Annotated in this window: 25 protein-coding genes; 9 read left to right on the top strand and 16 right to left on the bottom strand. The window is 70.4% G+C overall.

What is annotated here, in order from left to right:
* Window positions 1–3 precede the first annotated feature (3 nt).
* Complete coding sequence (locus FG385_RS10075) at window positions 4–354, top strand: metallopeptidase family protein (RefSeq protein ID WP_139096369.1); 351 nt, start codon at window positions 4–6, stop codon at window positions 352–354.
* Window positions 355–405: 51 nt separating this feature from the next.
* A complete protein-coding gene (locus FG385_RS10070; RefSeq protein WP_139096368.1) occupies window positions 406–819 on the top strand; it encodes a hypothetical protein in 414 nt (137 codons plus the stop codon).
* A 3-nt stretch (window positions 820–822) separates the two neighbouring features.
* On the opposite strand, the gene FG385_RS10065 is transcribed toward FG385_RS10070, so the two are convergent.
* From FG385_RS10065 to pheA, 3 genes are all read right to left on the bottom strand, one after another.
* The gene (locus tag FG385_RS10065) at window positions 823–1,470 is read right to left on the bottom strand and encodes a DUF4232 domain-containing protein (RefSeq protein WP_139096367.1); all 648 of its coding nucleotides are present in this window, start codon (window positions 1,468–1,470) and stop codon (window positions 823–825) included.
* A 119-nt stretch (window positions 1,471–1,589) separates the two neighbouring features.
* On the bottom strand, window positions 1,590–2,198 hold the full coding sequence (locus FG385_RS10060; protein WP_139096366.1) for a histidine phosphatase family protein: 609 nt from the start codon (window positions 2,196–2,198) through the stop codon (window positions 1,590–1,592).
* Window positions 2,195–3,106: a prephenate dehydratase gene (gene pheA / locus FG385_RS10055; RefSeq protein ID WP_139096365.1), complete on the bottom strand. Its 912-nt coding sequence runs from the start codon at window positions 3,104–3,106 to the stop codon at window positions 2,195–2,197. The genes FG385_RS10060 and pheA overlap by 4 nt, the downstream gene beginning before the upstream one ends.
* Window positions 3,107–3,223: 117 nt before the next feature.
* On the opposite strand from pheA, the gene FG385_RS10050 reads away from it, so the two are divergent.
* The 3 genes from FG385_RS10050 to FG385_RS34335 all read left to right on the top strand — a co-directional run bounded on the left by FG385_RS10050 (window position 3,224) and on the right by FG385_RS34335 (window position 5,154).
* Window positions 3,224–3,841: a macro domain-containing protein gene (locus FG385_RS10050; RefSeq protein ID WP_139096364.1), complete on the top strand. Its 618-nt coding sequence runs from the start codon at window positions 3,224–3,226 to the stop codon at window positions 3,839–3,841.
* 97 nt (window positions 3,842–3,938) lie between these two features.
* On the top strand, window positions 3,939–4,871 hold the full coding sequence (coaA, locus tag FG385_RS10045; RefSeq protein WP_139096363.1) for a type I pantothenate kinase: 933 nt from the start codon (window positions 3,939–3,941) through the stop codon (window positions 4,869–4,871).
* A gap of 130 nt (window positions 4,872–5,001) precedes the next feature.
* A complete protein-coding gene (locus FG385_RS34335; RefSeq protein ID WP_200834384.1) occupies window positions 5,002–5,154 on the top strand; it encodes a hypothetical protein in 153 nt (50 codons plus the stop codon).
* 3 nt (window positions 5,155–5,157) lie between these two features.
* On the opposite strand, the gene FG385_RS10040 is transcribed toward FG385_RS34335, so the two are convergent.
* The 5 genes from FG385_RS10040 to FG385_RS10020 all read right to left on the bottom strand — a co-directional run bounded on the left by FG385_RS10040 (window position 5,158) and on the right by FG385_RS10020 (window position 10,679).
* Window positions 5,158–6,687, bottom strand: a complete 1,530-nt coding sequence (locus tag FG385_RS10040) for a hypothetical protein (protein ID WP_139096362.1) — start codon at window positions 6,685–6,687, stop codon at window positions 5,158–5,160.
* Between the two features lie 38 nt (window positions 6,688–6,725).
* Window positions 6,726–7,673, bottom strand: coding sequence for a hypothetical protein (locus FG385_RS10035; RefSeq protein WP_235022484.1), 948 nt, complete (start codon window positions 7,671–7,673; stop codon window positions 6,726–6,728).
* Window positions 7,674–7,720: 47 nt separating this feature from the next.
* The gene (locus FG385_RS10030) at window positions 7,721–8,779 is read right to left on the bottom strand and encodes a hypothetical protein (RefSeq protein WP_139096360.1); all 1,059 of its coding nucleotides are present in this window, start codon (window positions 8,777–8,779) and stop codon (window positions 7,721–7,723) included.
* Between the two features lie 79 nt (window positions 8,780–8,858).
* Complete coding sequence (locus tag FG385_RS10025) at window positions 8,859–9,191, bottom strand: DUF3024 domain-containing protein (RefSeq protein ID WP_139096359.1); 333 nt, start codon at window positions 9,189–9,191, stop codon at window positions 8,859–8,861.
* 84 nt (window positions 9,192–9,275) lie between these two features.
* A complete protein-coding gene (locus FG385_RS10020; RefSeq protein ID WP_139096358.1) occupies window positions 9,276–10,679 on the bottom strand; it encodes an exonuclease domain-containing protein in 1,404 nt (467 codons plus the stop codon).
* A gap of 65 nt (window positions 10,680–10,744) precedes the next feature.
* Here FG385_RS10020 and FG385_RS10015 point away from each other — a divergent pair, with 65 nt between their 5' ends.
* From FG385_RS10015 to FG385_RS10005, 3 genes are all read left to right on the top strand, one after another.
* Window positions 10,745–11,458, top strand: a complete 714-nt coding sequence (locus tag FG385_RS10015; protein ID WP_139096357.1) for a thermonuclease family protein — start codon at window positions 10,745–10,747, stop codon at window positions 11,456–11,458.
* Between the two features lie 156 nt (window positions 11,459–11,614).
* The gene (locus FG385_RS10010) at window positions 11,615–12,241 is read left to right on the top strand and encodes a response regulator (protein WP_139096356.1); all 627 of its coding nucleotides are present in this window, start codon (window positions 11,615–11,617) and stop codon (window positions 12,239–12,241) included.
* A 114-nt stretch (window positions 12,242–12,355) separates the two neighbouring features.
* A complete protein-coding gene (locus FG385_RS10005; RefSeq protein WP_235022482.1) occupies window positions 12,356–12,844 on the top strand; it encodes a MarR family winged helix-turn-helix transcriptional regulator in 489 nt (162 codons plus the stop codon).
* On the opposite strand, the gene FG385_RS10000 is transcribed toward FG385_RS10005, so the two are convergent.
* From FG385_RS10000 to FG385_RS09980, 5 genes are all read right to left on the bottom strand, one after another.
* Window positions 12,841–13,848 (bottom strand): ABC transporter substrate-binding protein, encoded by a 1,008-nt coding sequence (locus tag FG385_RS10000; RefSeq protein ID WP_139096355.1) that lies wholly within the window; start codon window positions 13,846–13,848, stop codon window positions 12,841–12,843. The two genes, FG385_RS10005 and FG385_RS10000, sit on opposite strands and share 4 nt — an antisense overlap.
* Entirely contained in the window at window positions 13,841–14,668 is an 828-nt protein-coding gene (locus tag FG385_RS09995) for an ABC transporter permease (RefSeq protein ID WP_139096354.1), read from the bottom strand. The genes FG385_RS10000 and FG385_RS09995 overlap by 8 nt, the downstream gene beginning before the upstream one ends.
* A complete protein-coding gene (locus FG385_RS09990; protein WP_139096353.1) occupies window positions 14,665–15,426 on the bottom strand; it encodes an ABC transporter ATP-binding protein in 762 nt (253 codons plus the stop codon). The genes FG385_RS09995 and FG385_RS09990 overlap by 4 nt, the downstream gene beginning before the upstream one ends.
* Window positions 15,423–16,373, bottom strand: a complete 951-nt coding sequence (locus FG385_RS09985; RefSeq protein WP_139096352.1) for a DUF6282 family protein — start codon at window positions 16,371–16,373, stop codon at window positions 15,423–15,425. The genes FG385_RS09990 and FG385_RS09985 overlap by 4 nt, the downstream gene beginning before the upstream one ends.
* A gap of 79 nt (window positions 16,374–16,452) precedes the next feature.
* Window positions 16,453–17,112, bottom strand: a complete 660-nt coding sequence (locus tag FG385_RS09980; RefSeq protein WP_139096351.1) for a GntR family transcriptional regulator — start codon at window positions 17,110–17,112, stop codon at window positions 16,453–16,455.
* Window positions 17,113–17,201: 89 nt separating this feature from the next.
* On the opposite strand from FG385_RS09980, the gene FG385_RS09975 reads away from it, so the two are divergent.
* Window positions 17,202–18,017, top strand: a complete 816-nt coding sequence (locus FG385_RS09975) for a DUF1932 domain-containing protein (RefSeq protein WP_139096350.1) — start codon at window positions 17,202–17,204, stop codon at window positions 18,015–18,017.
* Here FG385_RS09975 and FG385_RS09970 read toward each other — a convergent pair.
* Genes FG385_RS09970 through cydB form a run of 3 tightly spaced genes read right to left on the bottom strand, consistent with a single transcriptional unit; the run spans window position 17,939 to window position 23,297 of the window.
* The gene (locus FG385_RS09970; RefSeq protein WP_139096445.1) at window positions 17,939–19,093 is read right to left on the bottom strand and encodes a GAF domain-containing sensor histidine kinase; all 1,155 of its coding nucleotides are present in this window, start codon (window positions 19,091–19,093) and stop codon (window positions 17,939–17,941) included. The genes FG385_RS09975 and FG385_RS09970 overlap by 79 nt on opposite strands.
* Before the next feature lie 8 nt (window positions 19,094–19,101).
* A complete protein-coding gene (gene cydD / locus FG385_RS09965; protein ID WP_139096349.1) occupies window positions 19,102–22,293 on the bottom strand; it encodes a thiol reductant ABC exporter subunit CydD in 3,192 nt (1,063 codons plus the stop codon).
* Window positions 22,290–23,297 carry a cytochrome d ubiquinol oxidase subunit II gene (cydB, locus tag FG385_RS09960; protein ID WP_139096348.1) on the bottom strand — a complete coding sequence of 336 codons (1,008 nt, stop codon included), beginning with the start codon at window positions 23,295–23,297 and terminating at the stop codon, window positions 22,290–22,292. Before cydB ends, cydD begins: the two co-directional genes overlap by 4 nt.
* Between the last annotated feature and the right edge of the window lie 8 nt (window positions 23,298–23,305).

Below are 23,305 nucleotides of genomic sequence, written 5' to 3'. Positions count from 1 at the left end.
CCGATGCCGGTGGAGATGTCCGCCGCACGGTTCGAAGAACTAGTCGGCGACGCGCTCGACGCCGTGCCCGCCGAATTCGCCGAGGCGATGGACAACGTCGTCGTGCTGGTCGAGGACCACAACGAGGAGACGCCCGGGATTCTCGGGCTCTACCACGGCATCGCCCTGACCGAACGGACGTCGAGCTACGGCGGCGTGCTCCCCGACCGGATCTCGATCTACCGTGCGCCGATCCTGGCCCTCTGCGCCACCGAGGAGCAGGTGGTCGAGGAGGTGCTGATCACCGTGGTGCACGAGATCGCGCACCATTTCGGCATCGACGACGCGCGGCTGCACGAACTCGGCTGGGGATAACAGACTGGCCGCAATGCTGGTTCCTCACCCTACCGAGTGCTGGAATAGCGCATGGCGATCGACGACGACGTGGCGCCGGCAGAGCCGCTGCTCTCCCGGCGCCCGCTCGTGTTCGCCGCCGTCGCCGGGTTCGTGCTCGGGATGCTGGTCATGGGACTGCTGTGGCTCGGCGCCTCCAGCGGCAGCGGCGCGACCGAGGACGCCCGTGCCGCCTGTGGCGCCCTTGACCGCGCGGGCCCGCTCCCGGAAGGCTATGCCGGCCAGGCCGCGCTCCCTCCCGAGACGGTCCAGCACATCACCGCCGCGCGCGATCTATCCGCCGCCGCGGCCGCGCGGAACCCCGCCTACGGCGACCTCGCCAGGCACCTGGACGGGGTCAGCCGCATGGTGATCAGCCTCAACTTCGCCGACCCCGCCGGGCGCGGGCACCTCGCGCTGGCCCGGCAGTTGTGCGGCGGCCTGTGAGGGCTACTGGGCGTTGCTGCCCTTGACGAGGGTCTTCACCGTGAGCTGGTTACCGGGGATGTTCTGGTTCGCGCACGCCGTGCCTGCCTGCTCGATGAACATCGACGCCGTCTCCTGCGGCGGGTAGACGCGCAGCCCGCGCACCGGCTGCGGCTGGCAGGTCACCGGGTCGTAGTTCTGCACGTTGACGAACCCGATCGCCGTCGAGGCCGTGTCGCCCTTGTTCAGGGTGATCGCCGCGCCCTTCGTCCCGACCCGGAACGCCGCCTGGCCGATCTGGTGCCCGTCCGAGCCGCCGACGTAGGAAACACCGGGGAACCCCTGGATGGTGCATGGATGGTCGCTGACGTTGGTGAAGATCAGCGGCCGGTAGACCGTGCCGGCCGCCCCGTTCCCCTGGCCGAACGACAGCTTGAGGTCCCCGGATTTGCACAGCCCGTTCCCACCAGGGCCGGCCGCGGGCGAACTGCTCGGGGCCGCGCTCGACGTCGAACTCGGCGCCGGACTGCTGCTGGACGGCGGTGTGGTCGCGGACGTCGTGCCGCCCGGCGGCTGGGCGTTGTTCGTCCCGCCGCCACAGGCCGAGACGGCGAAGGCCACAGCGGCCGCGCTCGCGGCCAACCCCACCTGAGAGATCCTCACTCGCACCATGTCTTCCCTCCCTGCGTGCGTTCGAAGCACTACCCGGAGGACGCACCGCGCACACCGCGGGTTGAGTGGTCCATGCCAATCTGTTACCGAATAACCCCGGAAACGGTGAACCACCACCGTCACATCTCGGCGCCGACCCAGGTCAGGCAGCGCCAGCCACCGCCGGTCAAGGACTCGAGTTCGACGATCCCGGTGTTCGGGATGAGCCCCTGATCCGCCAGCTCGGGCCGCACATTGTCGGAAAGCCACTCCGCCGCGAGCCGGATCGCCCCGCCGTGGCTGAAGAGCGCGATCGCCGGATCAGCGTCGTGCTTGACACGCAGGTCGGCGACCGCGCCCAGGTAGCGGGAGCGCACCTGCTCGCCGCTCTCACCGCCGGGCATCGCGACGCCGAGGTCGCCCCGCGTCCACGGGTGGACCGTGCCGGCGTAGGCCCGGAGCGCCTCGACGTCACCACGGCCCTCGAGTTCGCCGACGTTCACCTCGTGCACCCCGTCGATCACCTGGACCTCGTGCATCAGCGCGGCGGCGAGCGGCGTCGCGGTCTGTTGCGCGCGGACCGCGCGCGACGCGTACACGGCCGTGATGGGCTCGCCGGACAACTGGCGCGCAAGCGCTTGCGCCTGCTGGTGCCCGAGGTCCGTGAGCGGCGGTCCGGGCAGCGCGGTGTCCAGGATCTTCCGCACGTTCGCGGTGCTTTGCGCATGCCGGATCAGGTACAGCTTCACGCCTGCTCCCCCCTGCGCACGGCGGCGACCCAGTCCGCGGCTTCGGTGAAATCCTCGTTGCCAGCCGACGGCTCGATGGTCGCGCGCACTCCGTCCGCACGCGGATGCGAACCGAGAAACCGGACATTCCGGCACCGGCGGCGCAAAGCGGCGAGCGCGTCCCCGATCCGGGGCTCGGACACATGCCCTTCGAAGTCGATGAAGAACCGGTACTCGCCGTAGCTCCGCGCGGGACGGGCGTCGAGCCTGGTCAGGTTGATCCCACGGCCGGCCAGTTCGGTCAGCAACTCGGCGAGCGCGCCGGTGCGGTTGGCGGCGGCCGCGACGACCGACGTGCGGTCGGCGCCGGTGGGTTCCGGCAGCGGATGTTGCGGCCTGCGGACGAGGAGGAAGCGGGTGCGCGCGTCCCGCACGTCGGCGACCTCGGTGGCGAGGACCTCGAGCGGGTAGTGCTGGACCGCGACCGGCGCGGTCACCGCCGCGTCGAACTCGCCGGCGCGCACCGCCACCGCGGCCGCCGCGGTCGACGAGGTCGCGACCGGGCGCGCCCCGGGCAGGTTCGCCTCCACCCAGAGCCGCACCTGCGCGAGCGCGTGCGGATGGCTCGCGATCGTGCCGATCTCCTTCGTGCCGGGGCGGGTCAGCACGCTGAAGTGCACCGGGAGCAGCGCCTCGGCGAAGGCGATCAGCGGTTCGGACTCGGCGAGCCCGTCGAGAGTGGCCGGTACCACGCCTTCGACCGAGTTCTCCACCGGCACGCAGACGGCCTCGGTTTCGCCCTTGCGCACCGCCGCGAGCGCGAGCGGGATCGTCTCGAACGGGATGAGCTCGTCCTCGCCGGCCGCGAGCGACCGGGCGGCCTGTTCGGTGAAGGTTCCCTCGGGTCCGAAGTATGCGATCCGTGCCACCCACCCAGGTTACGGGCACTCCGAGAGCGGTTACGCACCCACCGGAACGCTGGTCTCTTCAGGCGTCACGGAGATCGCATGGTTACGCCGGGTGGCTTTTTTTGGCATGGTGTACCCGTGACCGCTGATTCGGGCACGCACGCCACCCATAAGGGCACCGACGATCAGGTCTCACTTCGTACCCCGTCTCTGGTCCTCTGCGCCCTCGACGAGCCCCTCGTCCGCGCCTGGCAGTCGGTCGTGGACGGGATCGAAGGCTCCATACGCGTCCATCACGGCTCCGTCCTCGACGTGTCGGCCGAGGCCGTGGTGAGCCCGGCCAACTCCTACGGCTGGATGCGCGGCGGGATCGACGCGATCTACGCGCGGGCGTTTCCCGGGGTCGAACAGCACGTGCGGAGCGCGATCCTCGCCTACCACGGCGGTGAGCTGCCGATCGGCGAGTCGGTCATCGTGCCGACCGGGGAACCGGCACCGGCGTGGCTGATCAGCTCCCCGACGATGCGCGAGCCGGGTGAGCACCTGCCCGAGGACACCGTGCACCCGTACCTCGCCGCGCGCGGGGTGTTCCTGCAATGGCGCGACGGCAGGCTCGAGCACGGGGTCGACGTGCGCACGGCGGTCGACACGATCGCGATGCCAGGGCTCGGCACCGGTGTCGGCGGCGTCAGCCCCGCCGCCTGTGCGCGCCAGGTCGCGGCGGCGTGGGCCGAGGTGTTCGGCCCGCGTATGTAGCCACGCTCACAGCCCGTTTCGCGGCGGTACCACCTACCGTAAGAAGAGCGTTACGCAGTCGTCGACGCCGGCCCACCGACGGGCAAGGAGTGTGGGAATGTCGCGGGTTCGTGAACTCAGCCCCTACGTCGAACTACACCGGGAACAATGGCGGGACCTGCGGCGCAGCACTCCCCTGCCGCTGACCGCCGAGGAGCTGCTGCGACTGCGCGGGCTCGGCGAGCAGGTCGATCTGAACGAGGTCGCCGAGGTCTACCTGCCGCTGTCCCGGCTGATCAACCTGCAGGTCGCGGCCCGGCAGCGGCTCTACGAAGCGACCACGACCTTCCTCGGTGAGGACTGCCGGGGCACGAAGGTGCCGTTCGTGATCGGCATCGCCGGCAGCGTCGCGGTCGGCAAGTCGACGACCGCGCGCCTGCTGCGCACCCTGCTCGCCCGCTGGCCCGACCATCCACGCGTCGATCTCGTCACCACGGACGGCTTCCTCTACCCGGCCGCGGAACTGACCCGCCGCGGCATCATGCACCGCAAGGGTTTCCCGGAGAGCTACGACCGGCGCGCGCTGCTGCGGTTCGTGGCGGAAGTGAAGTCCGGCGCCGAAGAGGTCAGCGCACCCGTCTACTCACACCTGGCCTACGACATCATGCCGGGCGAGGAGCAGCTCGTGCGGCAGCCGGACATCCTCATCATCGAGGGCCTCAACGTGCTCCAGCCCGGCCCGCGGCTGATGGTCTCGGACCTGTTCGACTTCTCCATCTACGTGGACGCGCATACCGAGGACATCGAGCACTGGTACGTCGAACGGTTCCTCAAGCTGCGCCATACCGCCTTCGCGGACCCGGCCTCGCATTTCCACCATTTCGCGAGCCTGCCCGACGACGAGGCCCGCGCGGAGGCCCGCCACCTGTGGCGCACCATCAACGAGCCGAACCTCATCGAGAACATCCGCCCGACCCGCCCGCGGGCGACCCTTGTCCTCCGTAAGGATGCAGACCACAGCATCAACCGTGTGCGTCTGCGCAAGCTGTAGGCGCCGGGCTCGGCCGAACGGCTGATGTTGTCACTCGGTCAGTAACCGGTTGGCCGATACCGCGCGCATGTGGCGAACCGCACCCTGGACTCAGCAGGAAATGCACGTTGAGCAGGGAGGAGGCCCGCAGATGGTCGCGATCATCTTCACCTGGATCGGGGCGATGCTGGGCATCGTGGTGCTGCTGGCGATGGCCGCCGGCGCGTTCGTCGTGGACGTCGACGACGCGCTCGCCGACCGCCGCCAGAAGGTGCCGGCGCCGGAAGGCACCCCCGGCTCCTGACCGTCAGCCCAGTTCAGCGAGGGCGCGAAGGTACTCGTCAAGATCGAATTCGAGAGCGTCGCCCTCACCGGTTTCCAGCCGTTCTTCGAGCACCGTGGCCAGTTCGTCGAGCACTTCGGTGCGTTCGAGCCCCCGCCCGCGCAACCGCTGGGCGGCCTGCCAGACCTCGGCGGGCTCGTCCTCCCACAGCTGGTCCACGACCGTCGTATGGGCCGTGACCCGCAGGAACGACTCCTCGTCCAGCTCGTCCTCGGCGAGCGCCTCCTGGAAGTCGGGGTGCTCGCCGATGACCAGCAGCCTGCGCTGTTCCGGGTCCGAAGGGTCGAGTTCGACCTCTTCGCCGGCGATCTCCGTGTAGACCGAGGGGACCGCGAACTGGCGCCGTTCGAGCAGCGCCACGGCCGCGTGCTCGTCCAGCTCCTCGAAGCCGTCGAGATAGGAGTCTATTGTGGACTCCGTTTCGAGCGCACGCTCGTATAGCCGGTCCTCGACCGCTTCCACCAGCGGCTCCACGGCGTCGGAGGGCAGGCCAGCGCGGAAGGCGCCCCAGCGAGCCCAGGCGGGCAGCACCTTTTCGAGCGTTTCGTCCTGTTCGTCGGTCAGCTCGATGACGCCGTCGTCGACGAAATCGACGAAGGCCGCGAGCTTGTCCGGGCCGACTCGCAGCGGGCGGCGCGGATCGTGCTCGACGCCGAACTCGATGAGCCGCAGCACGCAGACGCGGGCGGCCTCGGTGTCCTCGACGTCGGCGGACGCGCGGAAGAACTCGTCGATCGCCTCGGCCTCGTCCTCGGTGGAGAGCAGCTGGGGCGGGTCGGCCGGCTCTGGCTCAGGAAGGGCTCGGATGCGCGCCAGCGCGAGCGCGCGGAATCGCACGTAATCGTCGCTGACCTCGGGCTCGTTCTGCAGTTCGGTCCCGACGAACGCGTCGGCGAGCAGCTGGTGCGCCCGGCCAGGGCTGATCCGCTCGCAGATGACGAGGTCGCCGCTCTCCGCGGCCTGACTCTGCATTTCGGCGACGACCTCGGCGGGCGATTCGACGATCACGGCTTCGTCGGCCCAGCCGCCGAACGCCGCGTAGCCGATCGAAACGAGCAGCCCGTGCGCTGCTTCACCGGCGCCGAAGACGCACAGCACCGAGCTTTCGTCGCCGTAGACGTCGGCGGTGCGCCAGCACTCGGCAACGGTGACCTGGTTGAGCGCACCGGCCCAGGCGGGCTCGCCGAGGCCGAGCTTCTCCAGCGCGAGACCGGCGGCTTCCCGCTGGCCCTCGGCGGTGGCGAGCGAGCGCAACGCGGCCAGCGGCGCGACGAGCCGCCCGGGCTCGGGGGCGGCGGGGGCAGACTCGATGAGCTCGGCGGCCAGATCGTCGCCGGCCTCCCACCATTCGCCCAGGATTTCGGATGCGACGAGCTCCACCCGCAGCGGCTCAGCAGACGAGTCCAGCTCGGCGAACTCACGCAGGACCTCCTCGAGCAGCTCGCTCGCGCTCTCGGCGTCTTCGCTCGATTCCTGCTGGGGCAGCTCGGTCATGCGTCACATATTCGCACCGGGTCGAATGCGCGCCGCCGTCACCCCTTCGGCAGCGCGATCCTGGCCTGCCGGATCTCCGCGATGAGCCGGGCCTTGCGCTTGTGGACGGTGACCAGTTCGGTGAGATAGGGGGTGAACTCCTCCGGTGTGCCCGCCTGCCGGTACAGCCGGCGGATCTTGCGTAGCAACTTCGCCGCCTGCTCGTAATGCGCCGCGCTCTTCTGCTCGATCAGGTGATCGACGTGCCGTTTGCAGATCACCAGCGCTTCGCCGAAGCGCTCCTCGGCGAGCAGGGCGCGCACGAGCGCGTCCGGATCCTGTTCGTCCTGATGGCGCGCGCGGGCCGCGTACGCGACCGCTTCGGTGTTGCGGCCGGCGCTTCGCAGCGCACGCACGACCTTCACCCGCAGATCGAGCCTTTCCGGTTGGCGCGAAAGGATTTCGAGCAACGTGTCGACGTCACCGGATAGTTCCGCCAACTGCTCGGCGAGCCGCTCCGCCGCGCTGCCGCGGTGTTTGTCCACAACGGACTTCAGTTGGGCGAGCCCCTTGTCGCCCAAGGCTTGTGCGAAATCGGCCAGGTCCACATCGGCCCCGTGCCCGAGTGCGGTGTCCGCGATCCAGCCGGCGAGATCGGCCGGCGGCCGGGCGGCGCAGGCGCGTGCGTATAGCCCGGCGGCGCGGCGCAACACGGCCGGATCTTCCTGCGGCGCCTTGACGATCCGGTCGACCGTACGGCGTGCCAGCGGGGCGAGGTCGGCCTGTGTGCCGCCGTCGAGCAGCCGCTGGAGCGTGTCCAGCACGGCGACGATCTTCGTGGCCTCCCCCGACCCCGCCTGCCGTTCGAGCAGGTCCGCGGGTTCCTCCCCGGTGGCTCGCAGCTGTAACCGCGCGTGCAACTCCGGGTCACGCTCGGCTTGTTCGTGCAGCAGGCCGGCGAGCGTCTCGGCGTCCAGCGAACGGAGGTAGCCCCGGAGATCCGTCACGCGCACATCCTGGCCTACCCGCGCAAGGCCTCGCCCGCACCCGGGGTTCATGCGCTCATGCTGGCGGTTCTGGTCTTGGGGATCGCGATCCGGGCGTTACGGACCTCGATCAGCAGGCGGGTTTTGCGTTTGTGCGTCTCGAGCAGATCCGCGAGGTAGTGGGTGAACTCGTCGCCGGTTTCCGCGCGCCGGTGCAGGCCGCGCAGGTCCTTCAGCGCCCTGGCCGCCTCCCGGTAGCACGACGGATCCTTGTGCTCGATCAACTCCTCGACATACAGCCGGTAGGCGGGGATGGCCTCAGCCGGTTCTCCCTCGGCGACGGCTTCGAGCGCCGCCGCGCGCTCCTCCGGCCAGCGCCCGGCCGCAACCTCGCGCAGTGCGGAATAGCTGGCCGGGCAGGGGTTGCGCCGGAACTCGGCGCGCCGCAGGGCCAGCGCCCCGCCGCGCGGGCGTTCCCGGTGCACCATCGTCCTGGCCGCGTGGGCGACCGCCTCGCCGTGGCGGCCCGCCGCGCGCAGCGCGCGGATGATCCGGAGGTCGACCTCGCGCGTCGGCGGTTTCGAGGCCAGGATCTCGAGCAGCCTGTCGACGTCGCCGGTGACTTCGGCGAGTTGTTCGGCGAGCCGGCGCGCGATATCGCGGCCGGGCCCCGGCCGCCCGGCGAGTACGCCGTCCACAATGGACTTGACACGGGCGAGGCCGGCCTGCCCGAGCGCCCCGGCGAAAGCGGCCAGGTCGATCCGCGGCCAGTCCGGGCGATGGAACGTGGTGCCGACGATCCAGTCGGCGAGCGGCTCGGGCGCGGGCGGATGCGTCGCGCAGGCCTGCGCGTACAGCGCGATGGCCCGGCGCCGCTCGGCCGCGGTGGCGCCGTCGAGGCCCTCGAGCATGCGGCGCGCGAGCGGGGTGAGATCGGCCTGGGTGCCGGCATCAAGCAGCCGCTGCACCATGTCGAGCGCAGGGCCGACCTTGCTCGCGGCCGCGGCACGCCGCGTCAGCTCCTGCCGTAACCGGGAGTCACGTTCGGCTTCCGCATGCAGCAGTTCGGCCAACGTCTCCGCATCGAGCGAGCGCAGGTACGCGCGCAGATCCGGGGCCGGGTTCACGGGCCTATCCTGCCCGACCCGAAGGTGTGGCACCGTCACCCACGAGCGTTTGATTTCGCCTGGTTACGGACACGGACAGTCAAGTCTGCAAGGTGAAGAAGTATCCATCGGAGGCGCTGCGGTCGATATCGGCCAGCAGCGGCACCGGCGAGTTCTCGCGGACGCTCTGCGGATACTTGCGCCACCGGCCGAGGTCCTCGGACCAGTAGTACAGGGTCCACAGGCCGTCGATGCCGTACCGCAGCTGCGCGAACGGCCGCTCGCCGAGCGCGTCACCGGACCAGTCCGGGCGCCTTTCCACGAGGGTCACCATGCGCCCACGCCAGCGTGAGGTGATCCGTTTGTCCGCCGGAACGCGCCGTTCACACCAACGAACGATCTGCCGTTGCTGGAGCTCGGGGATCGGCGACATACACACAGTGATACCGCATGCGTTCAGAGCGCACGGATGGAGGACGCGCACCTCACACGGGCCATATGTCAATCCGGACAGGCATCAGGTGCTCACTCCGGGTTCGCTGAAGTACCAGCCGAGGCACAACGCGCCCACGCCGAACACCGCGAGCACCAGCGCGCCCGCGAACGGGGCGCCGCCGACGAGGGCCAGGAGCGAGAACAGCATCACGAGCAGCCCGGCGCCCATCAGTGCCCGCGCGGCCCAGACCTGCCGGGGCGCCACGGCGGGCCCGGGGGCGACCGGAGCCGGTTCGCTCAGGCCCAGCGCCGTCCACGCGGCGGCCACGTCGAGGGCCACCAGGCCCCGCTCGCGGGCCTGGGCGAGGCGAGCATCGTTGCGCGGCACGTCGTCGGCGACGACGACGTGCGTGACCGAAGACGTCAGTTCCCCGCAGAGCTCGAGTCCGGCGCCGAGGATCGCCGAGCGCAGGGCATCCGAGCCGGCCGCCTCGCCCAGCACCAGCACCCGCACCGGGATCCGCGGAATTTCCTCGGTCCGCAGGCTGCGTGCGGCTTCGGGCACGCCGAGCGCGGTCGCGATGCGCATGAGGTCACGAGCTTCGGTCTCGGCGGGGGTGCCCTCCTCCTCGGCGGCGTCCCGCATCGCGGCCACGAAGTCGAGATGCGTTTGGCGGACGGCGATCCCCGCGTCCGCCGCGAGTTCCGCCAGGTCACGCACTTCGTCAGACGAAACGTACTGGTCGGAGAGCACGGCCGTGAGCAGCTCGCGGTAGGCCTCGTGCACCGGATCGTCTCCGGCGACCCAGGCACGACCGGCGAGCTCCGCCAGCCACGTACGCTCCGGCACGCTTTCGGCCCCTCGCGGCAGCACGAGGTCGCTGACCGGCAACTGGGGCAGCTGCGGGCACCGGGGCTCCTCGGTGAACGCGAGGCGATGCGTGCCGGTGAGTGCGGTGACGACACCGGCCACCGTCCGCGCGTTCGCCAATGCCAGAAACCCCGGGAAGTCCTTGATCCCCAGCGCGTCCGCGACGGTGGCGAGCTGCGCGTTCGGCAGGTGCAGCGCTTCACGGGCCGCGTCGAGCGTGCCGACGGCGGGCAGTTTCGGCAGCCGCACGTTCAGTCTCCGCAGCTCGGCGTCCAGGAACTCCAGCGTGACGGGCAGGTTGTGCGCGACGAGCACGCTTCCCGAACACAGGTCGAGTAGTTCCCCCAGCACGTCACCGAACTCCGGCGCGTTGTCCAGCTCGCGGCGGCTGACATGGTGCAGGGTCGCCGGCCCGGGCTCGACGTGCCAGCCCGGGTTCACCAGCGTGGTGAACTCGGCGAGCACAGTGCCGTCCGCACGCGTGCGGACGGCGGCCATCTCGACGACATGCCCCGGTCGCAGGCCGGTGGTCCGGAAATCGACTGCGGTGAATTCCGTACCGGATACCGGGAACCGGCCGTCCCGGGCCAACCGCAGAGCGCCGAAAGTTACCATTGCCCCGCTAATCGCCAACGGGCACGAAAACGTAACGGACTTGATCCGGGAAACGAGTAGCTCACGTGCGGAAAAGACGCGTACCCACCTGGCTCAAGGTCACGCTGGGGGCGTTCGTGCTGCTGTTCGCCGTCGCCACGATCGTCGGCAGACCGGCCACGCCGGGAAACGCCGCGCTCAGCGGGGTTGCGGCTTCGGCACCGACGACCACCTCCCCGCCTGTCACGACGTACACGGTGACCGGTGTCGACGGCGACCTGATCCACCTGACCACCGTCGACGGGCGGCAAACGTCTGTGCGCGCCGCCGGAATCGCGCTGCCGCTCGCCACGAACTGTTACTCCGTCGAAACAGCGAGTTGGGCCGGCTCGTTCCTCATCGGAAAGCAAATAACCATGAAGACGCTCGAAACGCCAACCGGCACCGTGGCATTCATCACGCTCGACGACGGCGCGAACTATTCGACGATCGCCCTGCAGAGCGGATACGCGAAATACGCGCCCGACGCGCTGTCCGCCGGATACGGTCCGGCCCTCGAAGCCGCCGAGACCGCGGCGCGCACGGGTGGCAAGGGTCTGTGGGGTCCGCCGTGCAACGGGAACATCGACGCGCCCGCGCCGTCGTCGGCACCGTCCACGGCGACCGAGCCGGTGGCACAGGCGGGCAGCACCGTCCCGCCCGGGCCCGTCACCACGCGGCGCACCACGACCACGACACCGCCCCCGGACTGCCCGCGGCCTCCCCACGCCGTGGACCATGGCAAGCCCTGCGGCCGCTGACCCGTCAATCCGAACCGCGTTCTGGTAAGCCATGGTGCGTGACTCCTCTGGTGCGGACCACGCGCGCGCCTGGCTCGCCGGTGGGACCTCGAGGTCTCCGTCGAACCCGATCCCGCGGGCCCGTCAAGGCGGATCTGGGCGGGATAGCCTGGGTATATGGCCATCGAAGTGTTGCTTGTCGACGATCACGAGGTGGTCCGGCGCGGGCTGCGCGAACTGCTCACCGACGAACCGGATATCGAGGTCGTGGCGGAGGCGAGCAGCGCGGACGAGGCGCTGGCCGTGGCCATGCATGTCGAGCCCGACGTCGCGGTGGTCGACGTGCGGCTCGGTGACGGCGACGGGGTCACGCTGTGCCGCGAACTGCGCTCGAGGCCGAACCCACCGCAGTGCCTCGTGCTGACGGCGTTCGACGACGAGGAGGCCATGGTCGGCGCGATCATGGCGGGCGCCGCCGGTTACCTGCTGAAGCAGGTTCGCGGGCAGGACGTGGTCAACGCGGTGCGCGAGGTGGCGGCCGGGCGCTCCCTGCTCGACCCGCTGACCACCGCACGCGTACTCGACAAGCTGCGCCACCCGCACGAGGACGCGTTCGACAAGCTGACCGAACGCGAACGCAGTGTGCTGCACCTGATCGGCGACGGGCTGTCCAACCGGGAGATCGCGGAACGGTTGTTCCTGGCGGAGAAAACGGTCAAGAACTACGTGACCTCGGTACTCGCGAAACTCGGCATGCAGCGCCGGACCCAGGCGGCCGCGTGGGTCGCGCGGCGCGACAAGTAGTCCCTTCACTCTCCGTCACAAAACGGTACGCCCTGCGGTCACGAAAACGAACCGGGCTATGTTCGCCGCCATCCCGCACGAGTGAAAAGACTGGGGCGAAGGAGCATATTTCCGGTGAGTGATCTCATCGACAGAGCACAGCGGCAATGGGGGGAGGTACGCCCCGAACTGGACACCTCCGGGATGGCCGTGATCGGGCGGGTACTGCGGCTCGCCTCCCTGATCCGCCGCGAAACCGACGACCTGCTCGCCGGGCACGATCTGACCAGGGCCGAGTTCGACGTACTGTGCGCGTTGCGCCGCAACACCGTGCTCAATCCCGGTCAGATCAGCCGGGAAATGCTGTCCTCCGGCGCGGCGATCACCAAACGCCTCGATCGGCTCGCGCGCACGGAACTGGTTTCCCGCACGGCCAGCGAGCGCGACCGCCGCGTCGTTCAGGTACGGCTGACCGCCAAGGGTGTCCGGCTGATCGACCACCTGCTGCCCCGGCAGCTCGAATCCGAACGCGCCGTACTGGAGAACCTGTCGGAACCGGAACGGTCCGAACTCGCGGGCCTGCTCGGGACGGTCCTCCAAACCGTCGAAGGGGTGAGTTCCTAGACCGCGGCCTGCTCGTACAGGACCGCGTCGTAGGCCGGCGCCTTGCGTACCAACCCACTGTCCAAATGGAACTTTCGCGCGGTGTCGTAGGAAGCGCGCCGCACCTGAGGTGTCGCCGGCATCTCCTTCCGCAGGATCGGGACGAGCGCGTCGAGCGCCTTCGGATTCGTGGTCTTGAGGTACTGGCCCAGCAAGGATCTGGCGTGCGCCGGATCGCCGTGCACATCCGCGAGCGCCCTGCCCATCGCGCGCTCGAACGCGGCGAGTTCGTTCCGTTTGCGATCGAGCAGTTTCGTCGTGCTGAACACGACGCCGTGCAACGCGCCGCGCAGGCTCGGCACGTCGCCGCGCGCGGGCGAGATGTAGGTCTTGCCGACGTCGGCGGCGGCGGCCTGCTGCGCGATCGGCTGGAAGAAGGACAGCGCGTCCACCCGGTTCGCTTTCAGCGCACCGATCGCGGAAGTCATCGTCCCGCCCAGGTTCACCAGCGTCGCGTCCTTCGCCGCGTCGCGGCCGATGCTGCCGAACAGGTACTTGACGAGCGCTTCGGTGCCACTCCCCGGCCCGGTGATGCCGATCTTCTTTCCCACCAGCGCCTGGATCTTTTCGTTCAGCGAGGCGGGTTCCGGCAGCGACGGCGGGACGACGATGTCCACGTAGTACTCGGTGACCAGGCTCGTCACGATCCGCATGCCGTCGTCGATCTTGGCGAGGTTGAACGCGTCGGTGATCACGCCCGCACCCAGGTCGATACTGCCCGATTTGAGCGCGGCGGCGACTTTCGCGCCGGTGCCCAGTTCGGGCCTGGCGCCGAGAGTCAGGCCCTCCGCCTTGAAATAGCCCTGCTTTTCGGCGATGAACAGCGGCAGGAAGGCGACCGAGTTGCTGATCTGGCCGACGTTGAGCACGCCGGGCGGGGTGGTGGATTCGCGGGTCGCGCAACCCGCGGCCAGTAGCAGCGGGGCCGCGGAAAACGCTTTCAAGATCGTCCGGCGGTCAGTCATCGAGCGGCTTCCATCGGTTCACGCGCCGCCCGATCAGCCCGACGAATACGTTGAGCACGCCCGCGATGACGCTCAGCACGACCAGGGTGGCGAACACGCCCGCGGTGTCGAACTGCGAGGCCGCATCGTTGATCAGGTAACCGAGCCCCCGGTTCGACGCCACGAGTTCCCCGATCACCGCGCCGATCAGCGCGTACGGGATGGAGACCTTGAGCCCCGTCAGCACCCCGGTCATCGACGCGGGCAGCACGACCCGCCGGGCGATGTCGCCGCGGCTGCCGCCCATCAGCCGCACCGCGTCGATCAGCCCGCGGTCCACCTCGCGCACCCCGGCCGCGGTGTTGAGGAACACCAGGAAGAACACGGTGGCCGCGGCGAGCAGCACCTTCATGTGCATACCGATGCCGAACCACACGATGAACAGCGGCGCGAGCGCGACCTTCGGGATCGAGTACAGTGCCATCACGAACGGGTCGAGTACGCGGTAGATCAGGTTCATCGACGCGAGCACGAACCCGGCGATCGCACCGGCCGCGGCGCCGAGCAGGAAGCCGTAGACGATCTCCTGCACGGTGATCCAGCTGTTCGTCCACAATGTACCGTCGGCGCTCCACTCGCCGAGGCGCTTGACGATCTCGGTCGGTTTGCTGGTGAACGTGCTGTCGATCCAGCGGTCGGCGGCCAGTTGCCACAGCACGAGGATCAGCACCAGCAACCCGATCCGCAGCGACCAGACGACGGCCGACGTGCCGTGCCGCTGCCACCAGGTTCGTTCGAGCCCGATCCGTACCGGCCCGGACTCGGTCGCGGTCAGGGTCATTGCCCCTCCTTCAGTGCCGCCGACAGTTCCCGGTGCAGCGCAACGAAATCCGGATCGATCCGCAGATCGTCGGCCGAGCGTGGCCGGGCGAGCGTGATCGGCCGGTCGAGCAGCACGCGGCCGATCTTGCCGAGCACGACGACCCGGTCCCCCAGCGTCAGCGCCTCTTCGATGTCGTGGGTGACGAACACGACGGTCTGCCCGCTGCCCTGCCACAGCCGGAGCAGTTCCTCCTGCAGTTCCGTACGCAACTGGGCGTCGAGGGCGCCGAAGGGCTCGTCCATCAGCAGGGTTTCCGGCTCGCCGGCGAGCATCCGCGCGAGGCTCGCCCGGCGGCGCATACCGCCGGAAAGCTCTCGCGGGTAATGCTTTTCGAACCCCTGCAGCCCGACCCGGCGGATCAGGTCCTCGGCGACCGGCCTGCGCTGTTTCGCCGAAACACCACGGATTTCCAGCGGCATCTCGACATTCCGCCGCACGTCACGCCACGGCATGAGGGTGTCGTGCTGGGTCAGGTAGCCGATGTTCGTGTCGGGCCCGCCGAGACGCCGGTCGCGGTACCGGATCTCGCCGGCGGTCGGCGAAGTGAGGCCGGCGAGCATGTTGAGCAGCGTGGACTTGCCGCAACCGCTGCGGCCAAGCACCGAGACGAAGCTGCCCTCTTCGATGCTCACGGAAAGTTCTCTCAGCGCGACGGTCGCGGTGTCGCCCTTGGGGAACTGTTTCGTGACCGCGTCCGCGGTGAGCACGGCCGTCACCGGAGTCGCTCCGGCGCGTCCGGGAGCGGTTCGGCCGCGGCAAGCCGGCGGCTGTTGTGGACGATCATCAGGCGGATCTCCTCGTCACTGAAACCGTGGCCGAGCAACCGATCCGCGCACAGCGCGAGGCCGTCTTCGACCGGCGGGTTGAACGGCTGGCCGAGGTCGCTGGAGATGACGGAGTGCTCCGGCCCGACCGCGCGGATGTTGCCGAACCAGACGTCCCACTCGACCTTGCCGGTGTACGGCGTGGTGAAGCAGCGTTCGAGCAGCGCACCTTTCCCGGCGAGGGCCTTCTGCCGCTCGACTCCGATGCGTTGCGACGTGAACTCCGGATGCGTGACGACGATGCGGCGCACCCCTTCGTCCAGCGCGGCGTCGATCACCGCCACGGATTCGTCCTGGTGGACGTGTCCGGTCGCGAGCGTCATGTCGTGCTTGGCGATCAGGCGCAGCACCTGGCGCGTCTTGTCCAGTACCTTGCCGTCGGCGTCGAGCACGTCCACCGGATCGGCCGCCATGCCCGCCTCGGCGAGATCGGCCTGGAGCCGGGCCCACATCGGCGGTTTCGCGCCTTCGGGATCCTCGGCCTGGCACTGGCGCTGGTTCGCACTGTCCACTGTGGGCAGCCAGACGAACCGGGCGCCGCCACGGCCGGCGATCTCGACCGCGATCGGGTTGAGCCCGCCGACGGAGGCGTTAAGGGTGATCGCCCCGAGCGCGTCGATACCCGGATGCGCGCGGCGCACCACCTCCGCGCGTTCCGCGGTCGGCACGTAATGCGATTTCAGCACGAAGCCGGCCATCCCGACGGCTTCGAACCGCCCAGCCAGCGCGAGATCGTCGATCCTCCGCCGCATCACGTCCGGTGCGACGTGGATGTGCACGTCGTACGCGCCCTTGACGAGTTCGCGGGCGTGGGTGGAGGGCTCTGGGTGGTCGGTCAATGGTCGCTCCTTTGCGTTTCCCGCCGCATCCAGGTGCGCCGATTTCCGACCAGATTGTTAACAATCTTGGCGACAGCCGTCAAGTGCCAAACTGCGCCGGGGCGGTGTCCGTCTCACGGAGGGCCTTGATCACGCTTTCCAGATGCGCGCGCATCGCCTCCTGCGCCCGCTCCGGGTCGTGCGCGCAGATGCCCTCGATGATCGCGAGGTGCTCGGGCAACGACACCGACGGCCGCCCCGGTCGCATCGCGAGCCGGAACTGGTGACGCACGCTCTGGCCACGCAGCCGCTCCAGCACCTGCGCCGCGGTCCGCTGGCCGCCGATCTCCCGGACCCGCAGGTGCAGCCGCTGGTTGAGCGTGCTGTAGCCGACTACGTCACCGGCGGCGACGGCCTCGCTCATCCGGGTCCCCAACTGCTCGAGTTCCGCGATCTCGTCCTCGGTGATCTGCTCGGCCGCCTTCGCCGCACACAACGCCTCGAGCATCATCCGCACCTCGGAGATCTCGACGGCCTCTTCGATCGACACCGCTCGCACGCGGGCGCCCCGGTTCTGCACCCGTTCGACGAGCCCCTCGTTGGCGAGTTCGATCAGCGCGGCGCGCACGTTCGCGCGGCTCGCCGAGAACTGGGCGGACAGGTCGGCTTCGACCAGCCGCTGGTTGGGCACGAACTCTCCGCTCACGATCGCCTCGCGGATCGCCACCACCACCGGCTGCTCAGCCTCGGCTTCCGTCACCGCTTCCCACTCCTCAACCCCGGATTGTTGACAATTTTGTCGCGGACACCGTCTACTCGATCGTAAGCCCGTCGCACAAGGAGTCTGCTATGTCCGGAACGTCAGCCACGATCGCGGTACTCGGCCTGGGGGAGGCGGGCGGCGCGATCGCGCGCGATCTCGTCGCCGCCGGCGCCGCCGTACGAGGCTACGACCCGGCCGTGCCGGCCACCGATGGCATCGTCGACACCTCCTCCGAGGCCGAGGCCGCCGACGGCGCCGACCTGGTGCTGAGCGTGAACAGCGCGACCGCCGCCGTCGACGCGTTGCGCGCCGGCCTGCCCAAGACGACCGGCATCTGGGCCGATCTCAACACCGCCTCACCCGGCCTCAAGCGCGAACTCGCCTCGATCGCGGGCGCGGTGCCGTTCACCGACATCGCGATCATGGCGCCGGTACCGGGCAAGGGCCTGCGGGTCCCCATGCTCGCGAGCGGTCCGGGCGCCGAAGCCGCCACCACCCTGTTGCGCTCGCTGGGTGCCTCGGTCGAGGTCATCGCGGGCGAAGCGGGACTCGCCGCGGAACGGAAGCTGTTGCGCAGCGTGTTCTTCAAGGGCATGTCGGCCGCGGTCGTGGAGGCGCTGACCGCCGCTCGCGCCGCGGGGCTGGAGGACTGGCTGCGGGAGATCATCGTGCACGAACTGTCCACCGCGAACGAGTCCACAGTGGACAGGCTGGTCACCGGCTCCTACCGGCACGCCGAGCGCCGGACCACGGAGATGGCCGCGGCCGCGGACATGCTGGGCGAGCTCGGCGTGCCGGCCGAGGTCGCCGCGGCGTCCCGGGATCAGCTGGCCCGCTTGTCCGGGTCCAGGGGCAGGTCGAACGCGACGAGCGTGCCGAGACTCGGAGAGGAGTTGAGGTAGAACTTCCCGCCCGCGCTCTTCGCCCGCTCGGCAAGGTGCCGCAGGCCCCGCGTCGCGACGCCCTGTGGCACGCCGGACCCGTTGTCCCGCACGCGAAGCCGTATCTCGCGCGCGTCGCGGTGCAGGGTCACGCGGGTCTCGCTGGCACCGGAGTGGCGGACCACGTTGGACAGTGCCTCGCGCAGCGCGGCGCGGATGTGGTCGGCGCGTTCGGCCGGGATGTCGGCGAACTCTCCGGACAGCTCGAGCGTCGGCGGGAAGCCGAGCAGCTCCTCGGCGATGCGCACCTCCCCCCGGGCCGATTCGGCGAGATCCGTCTGCGGCTTCTCCTCCGGCTCCGGCGCGGGCGACCGCAGGCTGTGTACCGTGTCGCGGATCTCTTCGATGGTCTGGTCGAGCTGGTCGATCGCGTCGCCGAGCCGGGCCGCGTCGGTGCCGGCGAACCGCTTGCGCATCCGCCGCCGCACGCGGTCCAGCTGCATACCCGCCGCGTACAACCTCTGCACGATCACGTCGTGCAGCTCGCGCGCGATCCGCTCACGCTCCTCGTACAGGGTCACCCGGTGCCGCGCGTTCGCGCCCTCTGCCAGCGCCAGCACCACGCCGACCTGCGCGGCGAACGCGCTCAGCACCTCGACCGTGCCCGCGGAAAAGCCCTCGGCACCGTGGCTGCGGTAGACGGCGAGCGAGCCCAGTACCCGGCCGCCCGCACCGAACGGCACGGCCGCGAACGGGCCGTACTCCCGCAACTCGGCCGGCACGTGCGGCGCCGTGCGGGGATCGACGGTGAAATCGTCGGTCACCACGGTCTCCCCGCCGCGCGCGACCTGTCCCGCGGCGGAGTTCGCGGGCAGCAGCAACCCTCGCAGTTCGGCGGTTTGCGACCCGTACCCGGCTTCCACGGCTACGCCGCCGTCGTCCGTGCGCACCATGATCAGGCCGAGGTCGGCCCTGGCGAACTCGACCGCTTTCTGCACAGCCGAGGCCAGGACGCTGTCGGGCTCGTCGCCGGAGAGCGCGGCTGTCGTGATGTCGGTGGCCGCGGACAGCGCGTGCGCGGCGAGGGTCGGTTCCATGAGCGAGGTCAAGCGTAGACGCCTTCCGGAACCCGGGCGGTGACCCGACCGTCGCACACCTCGAGCACGACGTCCGCCGCGGCCGCTTCGTCCGGATGGTGCGTCACCTGCACCACGGTGTGCCCGGCGAGTGCGGCGCACAGGTTCGCGCGGAGCGCCCGCGCCGTCGGCTCGTCGAGATGCGCGGTGGGCTCGTCGAGCAGGACCAGCCGCGACTTCGGCGCCGCCACGAGAGCGCGCGCGAGCGCGAGCCGCTGGGCCTGGCCGCCGGAGAGCCCGCTGCCCGCGCTGCCGAGCACGGTGTCGAGCTCCAGGTCCGGGAGGCACGCCAGGCGCAGGGCTTCGGTCAGTTGCTCATCGCTCGCCCGCGGGTCGGCGAGACGCAGGTTCTCCGCGACGGTCGTCGACACCAGGTACGGGTCCTGCGGTGCCCACGCGACCTCCGCGGGGACGCTCGCGTGCTCGGGGGTGAGGAAGCCGAGGAGCGCGGCCAGCAGCGTCGACTTCCCCGCGCCTGACTCCCCGACCACCGCGACGTGTGTCCCGGCCGGGATTTCCAGATCGACGTCTCGCAGCACGGGCGGGGCATCCGGCCAAGCGATGTCGCCGCGCAGGACGACGTGGTCGCCGTGCTGGGGTCGCCGGACCGGCGGTGTCTCGATTTCCAGCCGCGCGCGGGCGTCGCGCAGGGTGTCCCAGTGTTGTGCGACGGGCGGCAGGAACGCGAGCACCTCGGCGAGCACGAGCGGCACCAGCGCGACCACGGGCACAAGTGCCGGCGACAGGCGGCCGACCGCGAGCCAGGTGCTGGTCACCGCCGCCAGGCCGGTGACCAGCACGATCAGGCCGTCGGCCGCGCCGGCGCCGAACGCCTGCCGGCGCGCCTTGGCGACCAGCCCGGCATCGGTCGCGGCCAGGTCGGCACGGCGGGCGCGGTACCGGTCGAAGGCCAGCAGTTCCGCCGCGCGCTCGAACAGTTCGAACACCTTCGCGTGCACGGCGCGCCGTCCCTGTGCGAGCGATGAGGTCGCGCGGCGTTCCAGCCGCAATGCCAGCAGCGGACCGGCGACCGCACCGATCAGCACGGCGACCGCGAGCACGAGTCCCGCCGGTGGCACCAGCACCGCCTGCACCGCGATCGCGCAGGCGAGCACGATCCCGGCGATCAGCGGCGGGGTGAGCACGCGGGGCAGCAGGTCGCGCACGGTGTCGACGTCGGCGACCAGCCGCCGCTGGCTTTCGCCGTGCCGCAGGCTGTGCGCGGGGCCGAGGCGGACGAGGGTCTGCCACAGCTCGACGCGCAGCCGCCCGGCGATACGGAAGGCCGCGTCGTGCGTGGTGAGGCGCTCGGCGTAGCGGAGGCCCGCGCGGCCGAGGCCGAACGCGCGCACCCCGACCACGGCGACGGTCAGGGTGAGGATCGGTGGCTGCTGGGAAGCCTTCGCGATCAGCCAGCCCGAGGTCGCGGTCAGGGCGAGCCCCGCGACCAAGGCGAGCGCGCCGAGCACCGCCCCGCCGAGGAAGCGCTTACCCACCAGCCCGCGCACCCGGCTCGACGCGCGGACGGTCCGGTCTGCCGGGAGCACCGCCCGCGAGCCGCCGGAGACCGCGGTGGCTTCGGGACGTTCGTGGGCGGCGATGAGGATCGCGGCGCCCCGGCGCCGTGCGGCCTCGATCGCGGCCATGACCTTGGCAGCATTCGCGGCGTCGAGGTGGGCGGTCGGCTCGTCGAACAGCAGGAGCCACGCGTCGCGCGACAGAGCTCTCGCGACGGCGACCCGTTGCCGCTGTCCCAGCGACAGCTGGTCCAGGCGCGCGGACTCGAACCCCGCGAGATTCAGTTCGGCGAGAAGCTCGGGCGACGCACCGGCCAGCTCCTCACGCACCGTTTCGCAGGTGAAGACCGGCGACTGCGGCACCCAGCCCGTCTGCCGTCTGAATGTTGACATCCGGATGTTCGTCAGATCGACATCCGAAACAGTGGCCCGACCGCCGGCCGGCTGGACGAAACCGAGCAGGACCGCGAGGGTCGTCGACTTCCCGGCGCCGCTCGGCGAACGCAGCCAGGTGATCTCGCCGGGACGCACGACGAATGACTCACCGTCCGGTGCGAACCCGTTCCGTCGCGCGACGCGCAGCCCCTCGACGCGAACCTCGCCGCGCTCCGGGTCCACCGTGCCGGTGGGCGGGAGGGGCTGGGCGAGGACGTCCGCGACCCGGCGGACCGCCTCGACCCCGTCCTCGCTCGCGTGGAACGCCGCCCCGACCGAGCGCAGCGGCTGGTAGCACTCGGGCGCCAGGATCAGCACGCCGAGCCCGATCGCCAGCGGCAGGTCGCCGGAGACGAGCCGGACCCCGATGAGCACGGCGACCAGCGCGACGGACAGGGTCGCGGCGAGTTCCAAGACGAACGCCGAGGAGAACGCGACCCGGAGAGTCTTCAGGGTGGCACGGCGGTGCCGGTCGGAGACCAGCCGGACCGTCTCCGCCTGCGCTTCGGCGCGCCGGAAGGCGGCGAGGACCGGCAACGAGCGCACGAGTTCCAGCAGTTGCCCGGAAAGCCGGTGCAGCGCGTCGGTGGCGGCGGCCGAGCGGGCCGCCGTGTACTTGCCGACGAGGATCGCGAACAGCGGGAGCAGGGGCACGGTCAGCGCGATGATCACTGCGGACGGCCAGTCGGCGAACAGGATCGCGGCGCCCGCACCGAGTGGCACGACCGCGGCGGTGACCAGCGCGGGCAGGTAGTCGGTGAAGTAGGCGTCCAGCGCATCGAGTCCTCTGGTAGCCAAGGACGTCAGCTCGGCCGGGCCCTGTTCGGCGACCCATTCCGGGCCGAGGCGCATCGCGTGGTCGACGGCCTTGGCGCGCAGTTCCTCCTTGGCTCCGGCGGCGGCGCGGGCGGCGACCACCCGCATCGCCCACGTGATCAGCGCCCGGCCGAGCACGATCGCGGCGATGGCGGCGAGTTCGGCCGTCTCCGGGACGTGCCCGGCGACGATCGTCGCGCAGGCCGATGCGAGCAGGAATGCCTGCGCCACCAGTGCGGCGGCGCTCAGCAGGGCGAGTACGGCGGCGAGGGCGAGCGCCCGGCGCGCGGCTACGGACAGAGCCGGCAGCGCGCCGAGCGGCCCCTTTCCCAGGCGCACTGTGTCCACTCTGGACACTTCGGCGGGAAGGGTGGTGCGTCCGGGAAACCTCATGGGGTGTGCACCGGCGGGATGTGCGCGGTGCTGATCCGCTTGCGGAACACCCAGTACGTCCAGCCCTGGTAGACGAGCACGGCCGGGGCACCGAACGCGCCGACCCAGCTGATCACCTTCAGCGTGTAGTCGCTCGACGCCGCGCTCGCCACGGTCAACGAGTTCGCGTGATCCACGGTGGACGGCAGCACGTCCGGGTAGAGCGCGCCGAACAGGGTCACTGCCGCTGCCGCGAGCGTGACGCCCAGCGCGGCGAAGGCCTGGCCGTCGCGGTCGGCGGCGAGCTTGCGCCACGCGAAGAACGCGCCGCAGACGGAGATCGCGAGCGACCCGATCGTCCACAGTGCACCCTCGTGGAGCTGGACGATCAGCAGGAGGGCGGCGAGCGGGGCGAGCGCGACCGGCAGTATCCGGACGGCCAGCAGGCGGGCCCGCTCCCGGAACTCGCCGCTGGTCTTGAGGGCGAGGAAGGCGGCGCCGTGCACGAGTGAGAACCCGGTTACGGCGAGCGCGCCGAGCAGCGTGTCCCAGCGGATGGTCTCGAACGCCGAGCCGATCCGGTCGCCGCGCGCGTCGAGCGGCAGGCCGAGCACCGTGGTGGTGAGCAGGAGCCCGACGCCCAGCGGCGGGATCCACGAGCCGACCATGATGGCCCGGTCCCAGTTGCGGCGCCATCGCGGCGAGTCGACCTTGCCGCGGTACTCGAACGCGACGCCGCGCCCGATGAGCGCGAGCAGCACGAGCAGCAGCGGCAGGTAGGCGGCGGAGAAGAGTGACGCGTACCAGTCCGGGAAGGCTGCGAACATCGCACCGGCGGCCACGATGAGCCACACCTCGTTCCCGTCCCAGACGGGTCCGATCGTGTTGATCATGACCCGGCGTTCGGTGTCGTCGCGGCCGAGGATCGGCAGCAGCATGCCCACGCCGAAGTCGAAGCCTTCGAGGAACAGGTAGCCGAGCCAGAAGAGCGCGATGATGCAGAACCACAGCGTTTCCAGGCTCATCGGACACC

Origin of the sequence: Amycolatopsis alkalitolerans (genome assembly GCF_006152065.1) — a bacterium.
Lineage (GTDB): Bacteria > Actinomycetota > Actinomycetes > Mycobacteriales > Pseudonocardiaceae > Amycolatopsis_E > Amycolatopsis_E alkalitolerans.
Note: the sequence above shows the minus strand (reverse complement) of the source record. Positions and strands in the feature narration are given on the sequence as shown.

What these genes read in the sequence shown, in the direction of transcription:
- FG385_RS10075 (WP_139096369.1), top strand. Translation starts at nt 4, where the DNA reads ATGCCGGTGGAGATGTCCGCCGCACGGTTCGAAGAACTAGTCGGCGAC.
- FG385_RS10070 (WP_139096368.1), top strand. Translation starts at nt 406, where the DNA reads ATGGCGATCGACGACGACGTGGCGCCGGCAGAGCCGCTGCTCTCCCGG.
- FG385_RS10065 (WP_139096367.1), bottom strand. Translation starts at nt 1,470, where the DNA reads ATGGTGCGAGTGAGGATCTCTCAGGTGGGGTTGGCCGCGAGCGCGGCC.
- coaA (WP_139096363.1), top strand. Translation starts at nt 3,939, where the DNA reads ATGTCGCGGGTTCGTGAACTCAGCCCCTACGTCGAACTACACCGGGAA.
- FG385_RS34335 (WP_200834384.1), top strand. Translation starts at nt 5,002, where the DNA reads ATGGTCGCGATCATCTTCACCTGGATCGGGGCGATGCTGGGCATCGTG.
- FG385_RS10040 (WP_139096362.1), bottom strand. Translation starts at nt 6,687, where the DNA reads ATGACCGAGCTGCCCCAGCAGGAATCGAGCGAAGACGCCGAGAGCGCG.
- FG385_RS10025 (WP_139096359.1), bottom strand. Translation starts at nt 9,191, where the DNA reads ATGTCGCCGATCCCCGAGCTCCAGCAACGGCAGATCGTTCGTTGGTGT.
- FG385_RS10020 (WP_139096358.1), bottom strand. Translation starts at nt 10,679, where the DNA reads ATGGTAACTTTCGGCGCTCTGCGGTTGGCCCGGGACGGCCGGTTCCCG.
- FG385_RS10010 (WP_139096356.1), top strand. Translation starts at nt 11,615, where the DNA reads ATGGCCATCGAAGTGTTGCTTGTCGACGATCACGAGGTGGTCCGGCGC.
- FG385_RS10000 (WP_139096355.1), bottom strand. Translation starts at nt 13,848, where the DNA reads ATGACTGACCGCCGGACGATCTTGAAAGCGTTTTCCGCGGCCCCGCTG.
- FG385_RS09995 (WP_139096354.1), bottom strand. Translation starts at nt 14,668, where the DNA reads ATGACCCTGACCGCGACCGAGTCCGGGCCGGTACGGATCGGGCTCGAA.
- FG385_RS09975 (WP_139096350.1), top strand. Translation starts at nt 17,202, where the DNA reads ATGTCCGGAACGTCAGCCACGATCGCGGTACTCGGCCTGGGGGAGGCG.
- FG385_RS09970 (WP_139096445.1), bottom strand. Translation starts at nt 19,093, where the DNA reads ATGGAACCGACCCTCGCCGCGCACGCGCTGTCCGCGGCCACCGACATC.
- cydD (WP_139096349.1), bottom strand. Translation starts at nt 22,293, where the DNA reads ATGAGGTTTCCCGGACGCACCACCCTTCCCGCCGAAGTGTCCAGAGTG.
- cydB (WP_139096348.1), bottom strand. Translation starts at nt 23,297, where the DNA reads ATGAGCCTGGAAACGCTGTGGTTCTGCATCATCGCGCTCTTCTGGCTC.